Consider the following 20787-nt stretch of genomic DNA (forward strand, 5'->3'; position numbering starts at 1 on the left):
GTTAGGCTGCAAATAAGAAAAATGATATAACTATATAAATCCATTTTAATTTTTCGACATCTTTGTCTAGCTCTGCCTCCTAGGCCCTCATGTCTAAGAACCTTCCACACGAGAAGATAAAAAACACCTTCTGTGTGAAAGAACCTTAGCCAACAGGCCTAAACAGTCGGCTCCGCTTTTCTTTATAAGTCGCTGCTATGCAGAATACACCGCTTGCTCCCTTTGTTCTAAACCTCGCATGTGGCAGGAAAAGGTCCTGACCGCTTCTATGCGCGGCCAGATGCTCTCCCTCCCCTAAAAAGAAAGGGGTTTTTATCCCACATTAACGGGCAGTAATACTCCCGCCTCAAAATTCAGCGGAAGCAAAGAAGTTAGGCGGGAGATAAACTGCCCGTAAAAGCCCGATTGGTTCAACTAATAATCAGTGGGGAATGAAGAAAACCCCCACTGATTAAAGTTTTACTTTATGTCGTTTTTGTAACTTGTATATATAGAACGAAAAAGAGCTAACTCGTCATTCCGTTAAAACGAAATTTCGAATTGGCTCCTTTTTCTCATATATTTACTTGCTTACGTACTGTTTCACGTGACAGTAAAAAACTCATAATGACCTGTGCTGCAACGCGGCTCGTCATATCACGGAAATCAAGAGTTGGATCGATTTCCACAATATCTATACCTGCTACAAGCGGTTCTTGTCCAAGCACTGTCATTGCATCCAATAATGTCGTGCTATCCATACCACCTGGGCCGATTGCTGGGCATCCCGGCGCAAATGCTTGATCTAATACGTCCATATCAACAGAAACATAAATAGATGTTACCCCTTGACGACGCAATAATTCAATACTTTCTGTAATGATCTCTTTTATATGACGCTCTCTAACATGTTGCATCGTATATACCGTTACTCCATGCTCTTTTGCATATTCATGATACGTATGAGCATTAGAAAAGTTTCGAATCCCTATTTGTACTAATTGCTTTCCTGTAATGACATCATTCTCTAGTAAACTACGAAATGGTGTCCCGTTTGACGGTCCTCCGTCTTCTAAGTTACGTAAATCATGATGAGCATCAAATTGTATAATTCCAACTTTTCCTTTACTGCTTGCGAACCCACTTATACTCGGAAAACTAATCGAGTGATCTCCGCCAAGAACAATCGGTACCATCTGTGGATTCGATTTTGTAAGACTTTCTAGCGTTTTCGCAATGCGAACATGACTTTCTTTTATATCCGTAACGTGCATTGTAATATCACCGCAATCATAGAGGACACTTTGTTTCATATCATGCTCTTCTGTAATTGCATACGTACTATACGCATCTAGCATTGCCCGAATTGTTTTTGGTGCAAAGCATGCACCTGAGTGACTAATTGATGGTTTTGAAAGCGGAGCACCAATTAATGCCCCGCCGAAGATTTCTTCACTCTCATCCCAGTTCTTAATGATATCGCTCCATTTCGTTACTTCACGATCAATAAACTTTGCATTTTTCTTTAAATAGTGGCCTTGCTCCACGCTTTTTCACCTCGTGTATATGCAATATTCCCTTGTTTCCATACTGTATTTACATGGCTGACACCATAATGGTACGGTACATAGGCATAATTGTATGCATCCCACAATACGATATCTGCCTTACGTCCAACACGGATTTTCCCAGCAACATCACCGCGATTAATCGCATACGCTGAGTTTACTGTTACAGCGTTCCATACTTCTTCTGGTGACATTTTTAGTTTTAACATTGCAATGCTCATAATCAGTTGAATATTTTCGGTCGGGCAGCTGCCAGGATTAAAATCAGTCGCTAAAGCTACCGCTACACCATCATCAATCATTTTACGCCCTCTAGCAAAACTTTCTTTATTTAAATAGAACGTTGTCCCTGGAAGTAATACCGCAACTGTATTCGAATTAGCTAACATTTCAATCCCTTTATCAGATGCCCCAACTAAATGATCAGCTGATGCTGCACCAATTTCAGCAGCCGCTTCTGCACCGCCAAGCGGATCAATTTCGTCTGCATGAATCTTTACATCAAAACCAAGTTCTTTCGCTCTACGTAAAAATTCTTTTGATTCTTCAACAGAGAACACTCCTGTTTCACAGAAAATATCAACAAACTCTGCCAATTGTTTTTCCTTAATTTCTGGTAATAAATCGAGCATCCACTGTAAAAATTCTTTCGATCTTCCCTTATACTCTTTTGGCACTGCATGAGCTCCTAAAAATGTTGACACAACATCAATTGGATGCTCCTTCTGAACCTCTGCTGCTGCCTCTAATTGTTTCCACTCTGTTACATCATCCAATCCATAACCACTCTTCGCTTCCATTGTTGTTACACCAAAAGATAACATGCGATCTAAGTGGAATTTTGCCTTTTTAACAAGTTCTTCTTTCGTCGCTTGTTTTGTAGCATTTACAGTGGAGAGAATGCCGCCGCCTTGTTCTAAAATTTCTAAATACGGAACACCTTGTAATTTCAGAGCAATTTCATTTTCGCGAGAACCGCCAAATACAAGATGTGTATGCGGATCAACAAGACCCGGTGAAACCATTTTCCCTTCGCAATCGATGATTTCTTTTGCCTGTAAACCTTTTGCCTCTTCCACTGTTCCAACAAAAGTAATCACACCATCTTCAATACCGACTGCACCATTTTCGATAACAGGAAGCGCGTTCATTGCTTCCCGTCTTAACAAGCCATCTTCTTGATCCATTGTTAGCAATTGGCCAATATTTGTTAGTAAAATGTCCAGCATGTTTCTTCCTCCTTATTTCATCATTGGAATGTTAACGCCTTTTTCTTTCGCTGTTTCAACAGCTAAGTCATATCCCGCATCAACGTGACGAACAACACCCATACCTGGATCAGAAGTTAATACGCGCTCGATGCGTTTTGCCGCTGCTTCTGTTCCATCTGCAACAATAACCATTCCAGCGTGAAGTGAATATCCCATACCAACGCCACCACCATGGTGAACAGATACCCAGCTTGCACCGTTAACACTGTTAATTAATGCATTTAAAATTGGCCAGTCTGCCACTGCATCACTACCGTCTTTCATCGCTTCTGTTTCACGGTTTGGCGAAGCAACAGATCCGCAATCTAAATGATCACGACCGATAACGATTGGTGCAGATAATTCACCATTTGCCACCATTTCATTAATAATACGGCCAAATTTCGCGCGCTCTCCGTATCCTAACCAACAAATACGGGATGGAAGTCCTTGGAATTCAACTTGGTCACGTGCCATACGGATCCAGTTACATAAATGCTCATTATCAGCAAATTCACGTAAAATCACTTCATCTGTTTTATAAATATCTTCTGGATCACCAGAAAGTGCTACCCAGCGGAATGGTCCTTTTCCTTCACAGAATAGCGGACGAATAAATGCCGGAACGAATCCTGGGAAATCAAATGCATTTTTTAAGCCTTCGTCGTATGCAACTTGGCGAATATTGTTTCCATAATCAAATGTAATTGCACCGTTCTTTTGCATAGCAAGCATTGCTTCCACATGCTTTTTCATACTTTCCTTTGATAATTGTACGTAGCGCTCTGGATCTTCTTCACGAAGTTTTGCCGCTTCTTCTAATGAATATCCAACTGGAACATAACCATTTAACGGATCATGTGCAGACGTTTGATCTGTCACTAAGTCTGGTGTAATACCACGTTTCACAAGTTCTGGTAAAATTTCTGCAGCATTTCCTAATAGCCCAATTGAAATCGGCTCTTTCTTTTCTTTATATTCTTTTGCAACTGCTAGCGCCTCTTCTAAAGATTCTGTGTACATATCACAATACCTTTTTTCAATACGTCGATCGATGCTACGCTTATCTACATCAATCGCAATAACTACCCCACCGTTCATCGTAACAGCAAGAGGTTGTGCGCCACCCATACCGCCTAAACCAGCAGTGAGTGTTAGCGTGCCTTTTAGTGAACCACCAAAGTGTTGGCGCGCTGCTTCTCCAAATGTTTCGTAAGTTCCTTGTAAAATCCCTTGCGTACCAATATAAATCCAGCTACCTGCTGTCATTTGTCCGTACATCATTAAGCCTTTTTTCTCAAGCTCACGGAAATGCTCCCAATTTGCCCATTTTGGCACTAAGTTTGAGTTTGCTAAAAGAACGCGTGGTGCATCTTCATGCGATTTAAAGATAGCAACTGGTTTACCAGATTGAACAAGTAATGTTTCATCACTTTCTAATGTTTTTAACGAATTCACAATTGCATGATAGCTATCCCAGTTACGAGCTGCACGGCCGATACCACCGTAAACAACTAACTCTTCTGGTTTCTCAGCTACTTCTGGATCTAAATTATTCATCAACATACGAAGAGCTGCCTCTTGAACCCAACCCTTAGTTTGTAGTTCTGTTCCTCTTGGCGCGCGAATTGTTTGTTTTACATTTTCCATTTTAACCTCTCCCTTTTCTATTTTTATCCTTCATTAATAATTGGTAGTAAAAAACCGGTTGGTGCTGGCTAATAATTAGCGGAAGGATTATCTCCCCCTCACTAATTAAAGTTTCATTTTATAGTGCTGTGTTTACATCCAATCGTTCTAATGTAAAGCGACTTGTCTTTAACCAATGTGCAATATTTTCAATATCTGTTGAGAAAATACGATCATTTGTAATTGAAGGTACTTGCTGACGACCTTGATGATAAAAAGCTTTCGTTACTGTACTCATCTCTTGGGTACCACGATATTCCGCAGCTTGCATTGCGCAAATCATTTCAATCGCAAGAACTCGTCTTACGTTTTGAATAATTTGATGTGCATGACGCGAAGCAATTGTTCCCATACTTACATGATCTTCTTGGTTAGCTGATGATGGAATTGAGTCAACACTTGCTGGATGCGCTAATGTTTTATTTTCTGATACAAGTGAAGCTGCCGCATATTGCATAATCATTGCACCAGACTGAAGCCCTGGCTCTGGACTTAAAAATGCTGGTAAATCATTTAACTGCGGGTTCACAAGACGTTCAATACGGCGTTCGGAAATATTTGCTAGTTCCGCCATTCCAACCTTCAAAAAGTCCATTGCAAATGCAATTGGTTGACCGTGGAAGTTCCCGCCAGAAATTACTTTTTCTCCCCCATCAAAAATAAGCGGATTATCTGTTGCTGCATTCATTTCAATTTCTAATTTTTCTTTTACATAATTTAAAACTTGCCAAGAAGCACCATGCACCTGCGGAATACAGCGAAGTGAATATGCATCTTGTACACGCAGTTCCCCTTGTTTTGTTACAAGCTTGCTATCTTGAAGTACATCGCGAATACGCTTCGCAACTTCCACCTGTTCTTTGTATCCACGAGCTTTATGAACATTTTCATCAAATGCATCAATAATGCCGCGCAACCCTTCGATTGTCATGGAAGCAATTAATTCTGATTGATAAGCAATCGCCTCAGCTTCTATATAAGAAAGAATTCCTTGCGCTGTCATCGCTTGTGTACCATTGATTAATGCAAGCCCTTCTTTCGCTTCTAATTCGATTGGCTCTAAACCTTCTTCTGTAAGAGCTACCATCGCATGAACGCGTTTCCCCTTATAGAACACTTCACCTTCACCTAATAGAACAAGAGCAAGATGAGATAGTGGGGCTAAATCACCACTCGCGCCTAATGAACCTTGCTGCGGGATAACCGGATGAATTTTACGGTTTACAAACTCTAACAACGTATTGACAACAAGAGGGCGAACACCGGATACCCCTTTTAACATCGTATTAGCTCGTAAAATTAACATTCCGCGCGACACTTCTTCAGGAAATGGATCGCCAATTCCGCATGCGTGTGATTGAATCAAATTATGCTGAAGTGCTTTTACATCATCTTTTTGAATAAATACATCACTAAATTTTCCAAACCCAGTTGTAATACCGTAAACAACCCTTCCATCTTCTACGATTTTTTCTACAACTTCACGGCACTCGGCCACTTTTTGCATACTACTTGAGCAGGCTGTTACCCCTTCTCCTTCAAACAATAATCGTTTCATTTCTTCTACTGTCAATGAATGTCCTGTTAACGTAATCATCCTTTTTCCTCCTTAAAAAGAGCAAAAGGGGACCTTACCTTTTTAAGACAGACTTCTGTCCCAAAAAGCAAGGCCCCCTTCTAACTAATAGACTATGGGCAAATCATATATGATTAATTCCTAAACCAATCGCCTCATGCTCAGATCCTTTTACAGGCGCACCTATCGTTCCATAAAGTGCAACAGCAATCCATTCGCCTTCTTTTTTCCCGTCGTATGGTGTACCGCGCACAATCGCAAACCGAAGACCTACTGTACGAAGAACGTCTGCTAACTGAATTTGACCTCTCGTTACCCCGTACAACGCTTCCATGATTGCATGATAAAGTGCATGCGTTTCTCTGTAAACGTCTGTTTCAATAACTTGGTTGCTTTTAGCCGCTGTTTCCATTGCTGCGACAACCTTTTGCGAATTCATAGAACCGACTTTCCCAGTACAATATTTCCAACCTTTTGGAATGGATAGTACTGGGTTTTCATTCTCGTCCGCAAGCGCCAACAACATAGCCATACGACCAATTCGATGTGTTCCTTGAAGTAGCATGTGACTCTCTCATTTCTTGTGAATTATTTGAATATTACTTAATTTAAGAATATATGAAAACGATTTAATCGTCAATAGTTTAAATAATTATTTAAATGAATTTTTCTAATACTCTGTCACCATTGTGTACACAATTTATTTACAGAAAATTTCTAGTCATGCTATAGTCTCACTAACAGCTGTAAGGGGGACCCAAAATTGGTTAAGAGAAAAGATATTCACTTTCGAATTGACGAAAGATTACTAGAAAGATTTGAAGCAGCACTTCATTATGAAGGTCTAAATAAAACAGATGTTTTAACACATGCTATTCAGCAATTTTGTGTAAAGGTGGAATCAGAAAAGATGAATGATGTAAAAAGGCAATACGCTGTTAGTAGCCATCTGCAAACACGGATCGATACTCATAAAAAGCATGAGGAACAACGAGTAGACTTAGATGAAATTGTAATAGGTCATCTACAATTACAAGGAACGGAAAAGATATTAGAAGTTGGATGTGCTAACGGAAAATTTCTTGCACTGCTACAAAAGAACGGTCATAAGGGACATCTTACTGGTCTGGATCAATCTACAACTATGTTGCGAGAAGCTGCTATGAATGGAGCGCAGCAACATGAAAATATTGAATGGAAACTTGGAGACGCTACCAAACTTCCTTTCCCAGCTGATTCTTATGATTGGATCATCGCAAGACATATGTTGTATCACATGACGGATGTTGAAAAAACAATTCAAGGATTTCATAAGGTAATTTCACCGGAAGGCAAGTTCCTAGCCACAACAAATTCCAAAATCTCATTACCCCGTATGGATGAGATGTGTAACAAAATGTTAGTTGCATTCGATTTACCCGAAAAATCACTATCAGCTTCTCCATTTTGTTTAGAAAACGGAAAACAATTATTACAATCTGTTTTTCAAACTGTGGAGGAAACAGTTATTCATAATGCACTTCTATTTCATCATACTACGCCTATCGTTAGCTATATCTCTAGTATGTTTCCATCTTTAAACATACCTGATAACGTTCATCTTCATTCAGAAATGAAAGAATGGCTGACCATTGAAATAGAAAATGAATTATCTCTTCATGGCGGAGTATGGCGTGATCCAAAAACACTTGCTATTTATAAGTGTACAAAATGAATTTGAATCTACTTCATAACAAGTTCTTCAAATTTATCTTAGAGTGATGATGATATGGCAATACCTTAAGAAAGAAATTATATACTATAAATATAACAATAACAGAAAATATAAGAGGTGATACTGTTGGCTATAAAACAAAAAGAAATTAAGCTGGTAATTGGTGCAGGGGAATATAATAATAATCCTGGCTGGTTACATACGAATGAAGAAGAATTGAATTTATTAAAAAGGGAAGATTGGATAAAAAGGTTTAATCCTAATTCTTTAGCAGTAATTTTAGCGGAGCATGTATGGGAACATTTATCATATGAAGAAGGCCTAGCAGCGGCGAAAGTATGTTATGAGTTTTTAAAGCACGGTGGTTATATTCGGTGTGCAGTGCCGGATGGGTTTTTCCCAGATGAAGAATACCAAGAGGGTGTACAAGTTGGGGGACCTGGACCTAAAGACCATCCCGCAGCTAGTCATAAAATCGTTCATAATTATAAAACTTTAAAGAAAATGTTTGAAGCTGTTGGATTCGAAGTGAAATTACTTGAATACTGTGATGAAGAGGGGGATTTTCATTACAATGAATGGGATGAAGCCGCTGGGGTTATTTTTCGTTCAAAAAAATATGATCCACGAAATCAAGGGGATAAACTTGTTTTTCCATCCTTAATTATAGATGCAATAAAGTCTTAGTTATTAAGCTAAACAGGTGTTTTTCTTGAACAATAGCTTTAAAGTCGATTTCCAATAAGAAATCGACTTTTTTAGTATCATAACTCAACAATCTTGAGATTTCTTCATCATTATAAAGATATGGGCGGTTTCGTAACATGGATTTATAAATCACAAAAAAGTTACATACAAGTCTCCAAAATATTAAAATTGAAAACTATATAAAATTTTCATTCTGAGGGCATTGAAATGAATTAGCTTGATGGTCATGTTAGGAACCCGAAGAACAAAAAATTATCCTGTTGGACAATATCAAAATAAAAAATGGTTTCATAACGAGTATCAATATAACTATGGAAAACATGGGACACTTCGTGAAAAAGTAACGGAAAACTTACTTACATTGATGCAACAAGCCTATTCGTCCTCTCCTATATAAAGAGCAAAGAAACATCTTATGAAATCCTACGTATAAATTCAGATGATAAACCACCTATAAATAGGTGATTTTCATATACATGCTATGATTTTGACAAAATCTTAAGAAGGCTACTGCCTGCCCAAAGGAAGTATGCCAGTTGAGTTAAGATGTACATTGTAAATTCAAAAGCAGAAAGCTTTCTCTCTCGCTTTACTTTTTTTAAATGTCTATAATAACAAAATGAACATAATACTAACAGTAATATCGAGGCTGCATGTACGTTCTCTATTACCTTCATCATAAGGATCCCCCATCTCCTTGTATTGATAGACTAGTCGATCTAATATGATCTTTTTCTTTATATTAAAAGCCTTGTTCAAGTGCGTTTTCTTCCTATTTCTTCTCCCTTAACCATTTCACAAAAAACACCTCTGTTTCCTCTACTGTCGCCTCATCAGTATTCACATATGTAACTGGAAACTGTTGATACCATTGTTTTTCAGTGTTTATTAACTCTATCTGTTCTTCAAATGTACTGCGTCTTCTCGTATTATCATTCTTCTTTCTCTCTTGCAATATCTTTTTAGAAACATCCAAATAAAAAATCGCATCTGAACAGCATCTTCTTAATTGATACAATTCTTCCTTTAATTCATTTTCAATATCCCAATCCATCCCTATCAATTTCGGAAAATGTAGTGTATAAAACTCAATATCTTCCGGACCACGATCAAATATTACAGTGCTCCCTCGTGCATTCTGAAATTCTTTTATTTTCGCTTCAATAAAAAGTTTCTGATTTGTGATAAAACCTTCTTTCGTACCAATATCTAACTGCATTGCTTTTCTCTTTTCAACAATCGGATATGGATTTTCATATATAACCCTCATCCCTCTTTGTTCCAATCTTTTTGCTAATGTTGTTTTCCCACTCGCCATAGGCCCTTGTAATGAAATAATACGTTTCATTTCCCTCATCCTTTTTATCCAAAAGCTTCTTATCATTCTTTAAAGCTTTTAACCTAATCCTTACTTTTTGTTCACTCTTTGAGCCACTCCCTCCTTTCATTTGAGTTGAATGCACTCAACCTTCTAAAGATTTATTAACAGCTTCAACCGCATGTATGAAAGCCGTATCAAATAACGGAACGCTAGCATCCTCTGGTTTTACTAATAACCCAATTTCTGTACAGCCTAATATAATTCCTTCAGCTCCGTTATAAACGAAACGTTCCATTACTTTTTTATAGTAATCTCTTGATTTTGGACACACTTTCCCTAAACATAATTCTTCATAAATTACTTTATTTACAATTTCCCTATCATGTTCATTTGGGACTATCACCTTTATGCCGTTCGATTCTAATCTAGATTTATAAAATTCTTGCTCCATTGTATATTTTGTTCCAAGTAAACCTACCGTGCGAATTCCTTCCTTTTTTACTTGATTAGCTGTAGCATCGGCAATATGTAAAATAGGGATATTGATTTTTTCTTTTATATCATCTACAACCTTGTGCATCGTATTTGTGCATATGACGATGAAATCGGCTCCACCTTTTTCTAATGAACATGCAGCTTCACCCAATACTTCACCAGCTTGTTTCCAGTTGCCCTTTGATTGATAACGTTCAATTTCTTCAAAGTCAACGCTATGTAAAAGGCATTTTGCTGAATGCAATCCTCCTAATTTTTTTTTTACTTCTTCGTTCATAACCCGATAATACTCTACAGTTGATTCCCAACTCATCCCACCAATAAGTCCGATATTTTTCATAATTTTCCTCCTTGTCAAAAATCTTCCTTGTTAATTATATATAATTTTCGAAATTATAGGCAATATACTTATCACCTTGTTTCCTTTTTCTATCTGTCTTATAATAAAAAACAGAGATTAAATTGAACGTATTTTTCCGCTATGTAAGCTTGGAAGTCCAAGCTTACATTATTTTTTGCTTTTCCTTTTCTTTTAAAAGGAGTATACTAAAAAGGAACATATGTTCTTTTTACTACATACAGTAAGGAGCTTGAACAATGGTATACGACACAAAGATACAATCATGGAACGAAACATTAAAGCAATTACAAAAGCGTTATACTGGAACAGCAGTTGAAAATCGCAAGCAGTTTGAAGACATTGAACTTATGACCTTCTTTCAAGACAACGAATATATTGCTCTTCCTACACATATTAGCGGCTTATCGGCAGCACGCTTTACCTCTTACGCTATTTTCACTAACGATGACAAAGATCGTAAAGTTGGCACGCTTATCATTGAATATTTAGAAGATGATAATGACATATTATGTGTTGAACAATTATACTTCGTGTAACTCACAACGCTTGGTCACAATGGCCAAGCGTTCTTGATTTCTACCAATCTCACTGTTTATAATAATAGTAAAAATAAACCGCTCTATATATTCATTTTCATTTCCCGAAACATAAGTCGTTGTTATGCATCAATACAACATGACTGCTACTTGCTTTCTCCCTTTGTTTGAAACTTCGCATGTGGCAGGAAAAGGCCCTGACCGCTTCTATGCACGGTTAGATGCTCTCGTCCTCCCCAAAAATGAAAAGGGTTTTTATGTCGGATTTTTAACTTATATATCATAAAGGAGGGTTCTATTTGCTCGAAGGGTGGTTCAGTTGGTTTATTGTCATATGGACGGTTATTTTACTAGGACTTATGTCCATTGGTGGATATTTTATGTTCCGAAAATTCTTAAAACGATTACCAAAAGAAGATGGCATGTCTATTTTAGATTGGGAAGAGTATTACATTAATCAAACACGGCACTTATGGGATGAAGAGCAAAAACAATTATTAGAGGAACTTGTAAGTCCAGTTCCTGAACTTTTCCGCGATGTTGCAAAATCTAAAATTGCCGGTAAAATCGGAGAGTTAGCTTTAGAAGAGAAAGCATCAAAAATAACTGAAGATTTAATCATTAAAGGGTATATTATAGCAACTCCAAAGCGAGATCATAAATTTTTAATTAAAAAGTTAAAAGAAAAGCAAATTGACTACTCACATTATCAATCACTGCTAACAAATTGAACTACCCCCACTTACCGGCTAACGCCACTTGAAGTGGGGGATTCCAGTACCTCTCGCTCCGATGACAACAGGTTCCGAAACCTCCTCCGTTCAACAAGAGAAGCTCTCTATACCGTCAATCCGAAGTATCTATAGATGACCCAGCTCTGCCCTTCACGCGCTTGAAGAAGGGGTCTTCTGGGATAAAATGATAAAAAACCTCAAAAATTTTTGAGGTTTTTTATGTTAACTTCATATCTTTCTCATTATAAAAATCTTCTTGTTTTTTCATTTCTTTTTGCAATTTTGTAAAGGAACGAAACATTGCAATGCGCCAAGATACAATCATGGCAAACGCAAGTAAGAAGAACATTCCGCTTAATTGCCCTACATCAAGTGACTGACTTAAATATGATTTAAATGCAATACGAACAACAAGTAAACCGATTAAAATAAAGACAAACGCCTTAGAGCGTTTTAAATAAATCTCTTGTCCACGTATTTCAAATTTTGACGTTTTTATAAGAAAAATTGAAAAAATTAATCCTACAGCAATTGCTTCTAATATTTCTGATGTTGTTAAGCGAAATTCAGGAAACAGATACATACAAGCTCCTGTACTCATAAAAAGTGGTGGGAGCACAATTTTTTTCAAAGTTGCTGGTTTTTTTGCTGCCTTCAAACGAATAAACATGACTCCAACAGCCATACAAACTGCAAGAATACTTGATAAAAGAGCTAAATTCATTCGCACTCACCCTTTGTTTTGGAAATATCAAAAATATAGTATCATTATATGTATTTTTGTTAGTATTTCCAACTTTTCAACAAAAAAAACTAAAACCCTTTAAATCCACCAAATAAATCCGAAAAGAATATTGTAATTTTTGTAAGACCATTAAAATAAAGTAATACACCCATCGCAATCATAATATAACCACCAATTGTAACGAACGATGCACTATGTTTTTTAATCCACGTCATCTTTGTAATAAAGAATGATAAAATAAAGAATGGTATTGCAAAACCGAGTATGTAGGCAATCATATATAACATCGCCGATTGCGGATTTGTTGCAGCAAGCGCAATAACCGATACTAAAATCGGGCCTGTACAAGGCGTCCACCCAGCAGCAAATGCAATTCCAATTAAAGTAGAACCAAAATAACCACTCGGTCTACTTTTAAATGTAATTTTCCGATCTTGCATTAAAAATGTTGGTTTTAACACCCCCGTTATAACGAGACCGAAAGCAACGATAAAAATTGCTCCTAATTGACGAATTAAATTTTGATAATCTACAAAAAACTTCCCTACATAGCTTGTTCCAAAACCGATTGCAATAAAAATTATTGAAAATCCAATTAAGAAAAATGCAGTATGCAACATACTACGTTTCCGAAGCATTGCATTCTCTTCCTTCAAATCAGAAATAGACATCCCTGTTATGTATGATAAAAATGCTGGATAGAGTGGTAAACAACATGGAGAAATAAACGATAAAAAACCTGCTCCAAATGCTAAAAATATATTAATGTCTTGCATGTTATGCCTCCTTTCTTCTCAACTTATTGTAGCAAAATTCACAGCAAATACCATGAAAAATTCGTGAACATACTATTATTACTATGAATATATTAAAATCTTATTCTTCGTATTTATATATAAACCCTTTTTGATTTTCCAACATATAAACTACTGTCATACAGAAAAAAACATGAACTGGACTCGCCTCCTCCCTTTATTTTAAGCTTTGCACATGGCAGAAAAAGGTCCTGACCACTTCTAGATGCTCTCGCCCACCTTAAAGAAAAGAGGTTTTTATGTCGATTTTTCAATTTGTATTTATATAGTTACTTTATTTATCCCGCTATTCGTGGGCAGTAAGACCTCCACCTCAAGATTCAGAGAGAAGCGTTATCCAGCTCTAGCGGCTAGAATCTCCGGTCGTTTCGCCCCCTCGGATGAGGCAAAAAGCACCTCTCTGTCGGGGACTCCAACGTCCTGCGATTCTGAGCGAGCCGCTTCCGCTTTTCTAAAGAAGATAGGTGGGGGATAACTGTCCGTAAAAGCCCGATTGGTTCAACTAACCATCAGTGGGAAATGAAAAAACTCTCCACTGATGGAAGTTTCACTTTATATTTCACTTCATTTATTATTAGAAAATATTTTTTTACTATGAAAGTTATATTCATATTCACCTTATCTTTTCAAGGAATTTGTTCCTCTTTTTTCATCATTATGCATAAATATCATACTTTTATTATTATTCTATAAAATTTCACACTTTTCTTTCAGTTGACCCTCCATTTTTAATTTTGTATACTTCCATCTAGCTATAATTGTTCGTTTTTGAACACATCACCATATAGAAGAGATCGGAGGAATATAGATGCTTCGTTATTCATTACTCGTTTTATTAGGAGCATGTAGTTACGGTATTTTAGCAATCTTTGTTAAATTTGCATACAGCGAAGGATTTACACTTGGAGAAGTAATTGGAAGTCAATATTTGTTCGGATGGCTCATTTTACTTGCGATTACATTACTATTCTCTAGGCATCGGGTACCATTAAAGCAAATGATTATTTTGTTTATTGCAGGAACATCAGCTAGTTTAACTGGTATTTTTTATTACGCTTCATTACAAACGGTACCTGCTTCAATCGGTATTGTTTTACTATTTCAATTCGTTTGGATCGGTATTATCATTGAAGCAGTTGCAACGAAAACATTACCTTCTAGAGAAAAATTGATTTCTGTACTTTTCTTGCTTGTTGGAACGTTTCTTTCAAGTGGTTTACTTGAACAATCAGCAGGAGCAATTGACATGAAAGGAATTTTCTTCGGATTATTATCAGCGGTAGCATTTGCTTTTTATATTTTTGTGAGCGGAAGAGTAGCAGTAGAAGTTCCGCCATTGCCTCGTGGTGTAATGCTCATGGCAGGTGCATTAACATTAGTAATGATTGCTTTTCCACCAACATTTATATATAACGGTACACTTGCAAATGGACTATGGAAATACGGATTAGCATTAGGAACATTTAGTATTGTCATTCCAACTATTACTTTTACAATTGGAATTCCTAAGATTGGTTCTGGTTTAGCAACAATTTTAGGTGCCGCCGAACTTCCAGTTACAACAATCATGTCCGTGCTTCTTTTAAAAGAAGCTGTACTGACTTCACAATGGCTTGGAGTTGCCCTTATTCTTATCGGTATTACAATTCCACAAATCGCTTATAACATGCGCGGACGATACACAAGGCAACATACACATAAAAAAGTGGCAGCATAAAAAACCGGACTTCTATAAGAAGCTCGGTTTTTTATTTATCCCGCTATTCGTGGGCAATAAGACTCCCACTGACGGAAGTTTCCCTTTATACTTTCTCTTTCATGTTATATAAATCTATAACAGTCAACTGATACGTGCATCGATAACATTGTCCCATTGTCAGTAACATCGCCGTTTTTATTGCAGAATTTGCTTTTTCAATTGTAAAAAATAGCGTCTTCTTAATAGTAAAAAGTAGCCTATATGAACAAGTAAAAATAGCCCAATGACGATTAGTGAAGACCGAAGAATCGGTGTTGTAAATTGTGTTTGCAATGTTGCCATAGCAACACTCGTATGCAAAACAGCTATAAGCATCGGGATAAAGAATAACGCGCCCATTTGCACGGTCATTATTTGTTTCATTTCTCCTTCATCCATACCGAGTTTCAAAAGTGATTGATAATATTGTTTATCTGCTTCTAAATCACTAAACAAACGGAAATATAAAAAGCTTACAGCAGATAAGTAAAAAATAACTCCGACAAACAACCCGATAAATAAAATGATACTTGTCATTTGTTTAATCTCATTAAAGGTTGTAATACGTGATGAAAATTCATACTGCCCTTTTTGATTCAGTTGTTTTTCTAATTTTGCTGCTACTTGCGTCGTCCCTTCCCAACTCTTTACTGTATACCCTGTATAACTCGCTGTTTTCTGCCCACCTGTAATCAGCTGGTCCATTTCATTGGAAACAACAAAAATCTTTCCAGGAAATGCACCGCCTGAAAAAATATTCTGTTTCAACATCGAAGAAACATGAATTTGTTTTCCACTTTCTTGCAATTTTACATCTAATTCTTTAGAACGATCTATAACACTACTTTCCATTCCAAAAGAAGGAACGCGAACGGATTCATTTCCCGCTAATGCCACAGTTTCGTATCCGAGCCACTTTGCAAACTTATTATAATTATCCTGACTTATGATTACAGCTTGCGAATCATTTGAAATAGATTGAAAATTCAACTGTGCACTTACCTTTTCGAAAATAACATGTTCCTTTTGAAACGAATCTTCAATTTCCTTTTCATATTCCGTTTTCTGTCCTTGATGTTCATTATATGTAATCAAACTAAATGCAAATGGGATGTTCTTCATCGATTCGCCCTTTTGCGTTTCTATAAAAGCAGCAAACGTTCCAATGGCACAAAAAGCAACTGTCGACACAATCGTTACCATAAAAAACATACGTGCATTATCCTTCATGCGGTATGCTAACATAGAAAATGATAATAAATTCGTTTTCTTCCAATAGATAGGCTTCGATTTCTTTAAAAACTTTATGATAAATACACTAAGTTGCGAATACAAAAAATACGTGCCAATCATTACAATAGTTGCAACGGGAAGCAATAAAAACGCGACAGCGCCAGGTTTTGCAGTTAAAGATAACATATATCCAATAGCTATTAAAGTCGCTGCTATTATCGATAATAGAATAGAAGCTTTCGGTTCAGGTTTTGGCTTCTTATTCCCTTTTAATAACGCAATTACTTTTTTACTTTTCACAAATAAACTTGTTGTAAAAGCAACAATGAAAAACAATGCTAAAAACACAACAGCTGTTAATTTCATTGCTTTCCATGGCATATAAAGCGGCAAACTTTGCAATCCCATTACTGTACTTGCTAACAGAAAAAATAACTTTCCAAATAAAAATCCGAAAGCAATACCGCTAATAAGAGCACTAATACCAACGATCATATTTTCAAAGAAAATCATCCGTATTAATTGCCAATTTGTAATACCATGAATCACAAAAATCCCAAACTCTTTATTCCTCATCTTTAAAAATGAACTAACAGAGTAGAAAATAAAGAAAAAAGAAAAGAAATAAATAATATACTCCGCAACAAGCATTCCTTGTCGAATAGCACCCTGTCCATTAATATCAGGATGATAAATAAATAAAGCATATAAAAAGAAAATCATAACTGAAAATGCACTACTTAAAAAATAAGCGGCATACGTACGTATGTTTCGACTAACGTTTTTAAACGCGAGTTGAGAAAACGTCATCTCCCTTCCCCTCCCACGCTTTTTTTACTTTCATAAAAATAGGTATCACCATGAGTATGACATCTCCTTCTTCTTTCTTCTTTTTCACTATAATAAAAAAAGAAAAAGGAAAACATCGAACTTTCTTACATACATTTGTGCATTCTTACAGTTTTGTCATTTTTCTCGTCATTTTGTAAATGTATTCATTGCCTTGCCTTTCGCTATTTTCAAAAATTCTTGTAACTCTGGGTTTATATTCGTCTTTCGGTATGCAACGGCTAGTTCCGCAACAATTTTAGAATCACGTATTTCTTTATAGACAACTTCTGATTGATATAATTTATTTGCAGACACTGGTATTACCGTTATCCCAATCCCAGCAGCAACAAGTCCCAGCACCGTTTGATATTCTGTCGCTTCTTGTACAATTTGCGGACTAAACCCTGCATGACGACATAAAGAAAGAATATTATCATATAAAGTCGGCCAAACATTTCGAGAAATGAAAACAAAAGATTCTTTTTGCAAGTCTTCAATATATATTGCTTGTTTTTTCGCAAGTGGGTGTGCTTTCGGTAAACAAAGTGTACAAGGAATGTATTGAACCGTTTCCAACTGTAACAACTGACTTGTAATAGGTGGTCGCAACATCCCAACATCAATTCGGTTATCATGAAGTGCATCTACTTGTTCTGGTGTCGACAATTCATGCAGTACAACAGATACATTCGGAAATTTTTTTCGATATTCCCGAACAATTGGCGGCAAAATATCGTACATCGCTGAACCAACAAACCCAATAGACAGCTCTCCAATTTCTCCTCTTTGCGCCCTTTGGGCAACTTCGACTGCCTTATCAATTTGTATAAAAGCTTTTTTCACTTCTTTTAAAAACAATTCCCCTGCTTCTGTTAATTCTACTCTTCGTTTCGTTCTTGAAAATAACGCTACTCCCATCTCTTGTTCTAATTGTTGAATTTGTTGACTTAGCGGCGGCTGCGTCATCCGTAAGCGAGCAGCTGCCCTACCAAAGTGAAGCTCTTCTGCTACAGCAATAAAATATTGTAAATGCCGTAATTCCATATAGAACACCCTTTTTTATTAATATGTATAATAAATTAATAACATAAGATTTATATATTAGACAAATATTTTTAAAGAACGTATAGTGGAATTTGTGAACTTTTTACAAACAATTTCAATCTTTTTAAGTTTAAATTCGATACAATAAGGGGCGTTACTTTATGAAAGCATGTAAATTGTGCGGACAAATTCTATTATTATTTTGCTTTGCTTGGATCGGAGAATGGATTACTAAGGTATCCCATCTCCCAATACCAGGGAGTATAATAGGAATTTTCTTATTATTAATATCATTAAAATGTAATCTGGTTAAAAAAGAGTGGATTGCATCTGGTGCAGATTTTTTATTAAAAGAGCTTATTTTATTTTTTATTCCCTCAGCTATCGCTGTTATCCGTTACAAAGATATATTGGTGCAGTATGGAATCGATATCATCTTTATCATCATCAGTAGTACACTATGCGTCACACTTGTAACCGGAGTTTTAACAGATTTTTTATTAAAACGGAAAGGACAAACACAATGATTGGTCTTCTTTGCTTTTCATTAACACTATTTACATACTGGATTTCGAAAAAAATATATATCCGTTGGAAATGGAGTATTCTATCCCCATTACTCATATGCCCTATCATTTTAATTTTTCTGTTACATATGTTTCAAGCACCATATGAAACATACGAATCTGGTGGACAATGGTTAACAAAATTATTAAAACCAGCGACTGTTGCATTCGCATGGCCAATCTACAAATATTTTTATCTATTAAAAAAACATGCAAGTGCCATTTTAATTAACGTAATCGTTGGATCATTTTTATCAGTCATTACATCTGCTTTATTAGCTAATTGGTTACAAATTAATCCATCATTAGAACATAGTTTAGCACCGCACATCGTAACAACACCTATTGCGATGGCCATTTCTGAAATGATTGGCGGCATGTCACAATTAACAGCAGTATTCGTTGTCTTAACGGCTTTAACCGGAGCTTTATTTGGACCAATGCTCATTAAACTTTGTCGCATTAAGACGTCCATTGCGAAAGGGATTATGCTTGGAACGAGCGCAAATGGGACTGGTACCTCAAAGGCATTTGAAATTGGGCCGGTTGAAGGTACAATTGCAAGCTTAGCAATGTTATTAACAGCTGGAGCAAGTCTCATTCTCGTACCGCTACTCTTGCCATGGCTACACTGAAAAAGATATATTTTACAAGTTATAAAAGATAAAAGAGAACTCTCATACACGTTTTCTTTTATCTTTGTTATTTGCCACTCTCATATACACTACATATTCACACACTGCTGTAACAACTCATAATCTTCCGGAAATGAGAGCGGAAGGTATTGAAGTTCATCCAGTCGTTTCCACTCAATTTTATCCCGCATTAACGGGCAGTAATACTCCCGCCTCAAAATTCAGCGAAAGCAAAGAAGTTAGGCGGGAGATAAACTGCCCGTAAAAGCCCGATTGGTTCAACTAATAATCAGTGGGGGATGAAGAAAACCCCCACTGATTAAAGTTTCACTTTATGAATTAACCCATCTGGATCTTGAATTTTCCGTTCTTCCCCTACTATTTTCACAACATAATAGTGTACTTGCACAGGTACATGAAACGTAATACCTATTTTTTCATGTACCTTTTCAACAACAGTAATACGATAGCCTGTTTCTTCCCATACTTCACGTATGCAGCACTCTTCTAGCGGTTCTCCATTTTTTAATCCACCTGAAGGTACAGACCAAAGTTTTTCTTCTTCTGGTTTTCCTTGTAGTACCATTAATACTTCATTATTATCATTTATACAAATTGCAGCTACTCCAATCCAACGTTTCACTACCTTCCCCTCCCTTTCATACTATTCTGTATTTCACTTACTTTTTCCTCGAAAAAAGAGGAAAAAACCTATAATCTATCGAATATCTCCAGCAACTTCATTGACAGCGCATTCCTAAAAACAGAAAGGAAGGATTCTGTGAAAATTTCTAAGTATGTTGTGGATTGTGTATTTTGTGAGAAAAATCGAGGAACAAGACAAGCAACTGTGACTATCGCTGCTTCTTCTAACACATTGGCAATTCAAAAAATAACAGAAGAATGTCAGCGACGTTTTGGGAAAGCGTTATTATTAAAAACAGAAATTATAAAAGAAGAATTCATTACAGAAACAACAAAAAGCTGACCAAAATGGTCAGCTTTTTGTTTTCCGATCGTACACAGAGAAAACATTTGCGTTTTCTTTCCATACATATTATCACATGAAGATTAGGGGCATCCTCTATGAGATCGGGATTTTTCCATTATGTACGTTCCATAATGGATATCGAACAATATTTTCTGTATAATCTACAACAAATCATCCAGAAATAGGGAAGTATAGTTCGCATTTTTAGAAAAGGGATAGGGATATTACCGGTAATACATCAAACATTCGAACGTTACA

At 36.5% G+C, this 20787-nt stretch carries 20 protein-coding genes and 1 pseudogene; 8 read left to right on the forward strand and 13 right to left on the reverse strand.

Going from position 1 to position 20787, the window contains the following annotated elements:
- Positions 1-554 precede the first annotated feature (554 nt).
- The 5 genes from hutG to hutP all read right to left on the reverse strand — a co-directional run bounded on the left by hutG (position 555) and on the right by hutP (position 6627).
- Entirely contained in the window at positions 555-1526 is a 972-nt protein-coding gene (gene hutG, locus MR076_RS13840; RefSeq protein ID WP_242221468.1) for a formimidoylglutamase, read from the reverse strand.
- Positions 1505-2776, reverse strand: coding sequence for an imidazolonepropionase (gene hutI, locus MR076_RS13845; RefSeq protein ID WP_242221470.1), 1272 nt, complete (start codon positions 2774-2776; stop codon positions 1505-1507). The genes hutG and hutI overlap by 22 nt, the downstream gene beginning before the upstream one ends.
- Positions 2777-2788: 12 nt before the next feature.
- Positions 2789-4447 (reverse strand): urocanate hydratase, encoded by a 1659-nt coding sequence (gene hutU / locus MR076_RS13850; protein ID WP_242221472.1) that lies wholly within the window; start codon positions 4445-4447, stop codon positions 2789-2791.
- 118 nt (positions 4448-4565) lie between these two features.
- Positions 4566-6083 carry a histidine ammonia-lyase gene (gene hutH, locus MR076_RS13855; RefSeq protein ID WP_242221474.1) on the reverse strand — a complete coding sequence of 506 codons (1518 nt, stop codon included), beginning with the start codon at positions 6081-6083 and terminating at the stop codon, positions 4566-4568.
- 103 nt (positions 6084-6186) lie between these two features.
- Positions 6187-6627, reverse strand: coding sequence for a hut operon transcriptional regulator HutP (gene hutP, locus MR076_RS13860; RefSeq protein WP_242221476.1), 441 nt, complete (start codon positions 6625-6627; stop codon positions 6187-6189).
- A gap of 198 nt (positions 6628-6825) precedes the next feature.
- Between hutP and MR076_RS13865 the strand changes: the two genes are divergently transcribed.
- Complete coding sequence (locus MR076_RS13865) at positions 6826-7776, forward strand: class I SAM-dependent methyltransferase (RefSeq protein WP_242221478.1); 951 nt, start codon at positions 6826-6828, stop codon at positions 7774-7776.
- Between the two features lie 126 nt (positions 7777-7902).
- Positions 7903-8463 (forward strand): class I SAM-dependent methyltransferase, encoded by a 561-nt coding sequence (locus tag MR076_RS13870; protein WP_242221480.1) that lies wholly within the window; start codon positions 7903-7905, stop codon positions 8461-8463.
- A 500-nt stretch (positions 8464-8963) separates the two neighbouring features.
- On the opposite strand, the gene MR076_RS13875 is transcribed toward MR076_RS13870, so the two are convergent.
- From MR076_RS13875 to MR076_RS13885, 3 genes are all read right to left on the reverse strand, one after another.
- A complete protein-coding gene (locus MR076_RS13875; RefSeq protein ID WP_242221482.1) occupies positions 8964-9164 on the reverse strand; it encodes a hypothetical protein in 201 nt (66 codons plus the stop codon).
- A 92-nt stretch (positions 9165-9256) separates the two neighbouring features.
- Positions 9257-9841 (reverse strand): AAA family ATPase, encoded by a 585-nt coding sequence (locus MR076_RS13880; RefSeq protein ID WP_242221484.1) that lies wholly within the window; start codon positions 9839-9841, stop codon positions 9257-9259.
- Positions 9842-9947: 106 nt separating this feature from the next.
- Positions 9948-10640 (reverse strand): aspartate/glutamate racemase family protein, encoded by a 693-nt coding sequence (locus MR076_RS13885; RefSeq protein WP_242221486.1) that lies wholly within the window; start codon positions 10638-10640, stop codon positions 9948-9950.
- A gap of 257 nt (positions 10641-10897) precedes the next feature.
- On the opposite strand from MR076_RS13885, the gene MR076_RS13890 reads away from it, so the two are divergent.
- Complete coding sequence (locus tag MR076_RS13890) at positions 10898-11197, forward strand: hypothetical protein (protein WP_242221488.1); 300 nt, start codon at positions 10898-10900, stop codon at positions 11195-11197.
- A 299-nt stretch (positions 11198-11496) separates the two neighbouring features.
- Positions 11497-11928: a DUF2621 domain-containing protein gene (locus MR076_RS13895; protein WP_242221490.1), complete on the forward strand. Its 432-nt coding sequence runs from the start codon at positions 11497-11499 to the stop codon at positions 11926-11928.
- A gap of 220 nt (positions 11929-12148) precedes the next feature.
- Here MR076_RS13895 and MR076_RS13900 read toward each other — a convergent pair whose 3' ends face one another.
- Together MR076_RS13900 and MR076_RS13905 are read right to left on the reverse strand one after the other, a co-directional pair.
- A complete protein-coding gene (locus MR076_RS13900; RefSeq protein WP_242221492.1) occupies positions 12149-12655 on the reverse strand; it encodes a CcdC family protein in 507 nt (168 codons plus the stop codon).
- Positions 12656-12744: 89 nt separating this feature from the next.
- Positions 12745-13452: a cytochrome c biogenesis CcdA family protein gene (locus MR076_RS13905; protein ID WP_242221494.1), complete on the reverse strand. Its 708-nt coding sequence runs from the start codon at positions 13450-13452 to the stop codon at positions 12745-12747.
- Positions 13453-14299: 847 nt separating this feature from the next.
- On the opposite strand from MR076_RS13905, the gene MR076_RS13910 reads away from it, so the two are divergent.
- Positions 14300-15208 (forward strand): EamA family transporter, encoded by a 909-nt coding sequence (locus tag MR076_RS13910; protein ID WP_242221496.1) that lies wholly within the window; start codon positions 14300-14302, stop codon positions 15206-15208.
- A gap of 177 nt (positions 15209-15385) precedes the next feature.
- Here the strand turns inward: MR076_RS13910 and MR076_RS13915 are convergent, their stop codons facing one another.
- Positions 15386-17272, reverse strand: coding sequence for an ABC transporter permease (locus tag MR076_RS13915; protein WP_242221498.1), 1887 nt, complete (start codon positions 17270-17272; stop codon positions 15386-15388).
- A gap of 168 nt (positions 17273-17440) precedes the next feature.
- On the reverse strand, positions 17441-18337 hold the full coding sequence (alsR, locus tag MR076_RS13920) for an acetoin biosynthesis transcriptional regulator AlsR (protein WP_242221499.1): 897 nt from the start codon (positions 18335-18337) through the stop codon (positions 17441-17443).
- A gap of 161 nt (positions 18338-18498) precedes the next feature.
- Here alsR and MR076_RS13925 point away from each other — a divergent pair, with 161 nt between their 5' ends.
- Positions 18499-18864 (forward strand): CidA/LrgA family holin-like protein, encoded by a 366-nt coding sequence (locus MR076_RS13925; RefSeq protein WP_242221501.1) that lies wholly within the window; start codon positions 18499-18501, stop codon positions 18862-18864.
- Positions 18861-19538, forward strand: a complete 678-nt coding sequence (locus MR076_RS13930; RefSeq protein WP_242221503.1) for an LrgB family protein — start codon at positions 18861-18863, stop codon at positions 19536-19538. Before MR076_RS13925 ends, MR076_RS13930 begins: the two co-directional genes overlap by 4 nt.
- A 328-nt stretch (positions 19539-19866) precedes the next feature.
- On the opposite strand, the pseudogene MR076_RS13935 reads toward MR076_RS13930, so the two are convergent.
- Positions 19867-20181, reverse strand: a pseudogene (locus MR076_RS13935) (NUDIX hydrolase); the annotation flags it as partial.
- A 138-nt stretch (positions 20182-20319) separates the two neighbouring features.
- On the opposite strand from MR076_RS13935, the gene MR076_RS13940 reads away from it, so the two are divergent.
- Positions 20320-20526 (forward strand): DUF3903 domain-containing protein, encoded by a 207-nt coding sequence (locus tag MR076_RS13940; RefSeq protein ID WP_242221505.1) that lies wholly within the window; start codon positions 20320-20322, stop codon positions 20524-20526.
- Positions 20527-20787 lie beyond the last annotated feature (261 nt).

Source organism: Bacillus cereus group sp. BfR-BA-01380 (assembly GCF_022663535.1).
Taxonomy (GTDB): Bacteria; Bacillota; Bacilli; order Bacillales; family Bacillaceae_G; genus Bacillus_A; species Bacillus_A cereus_BB.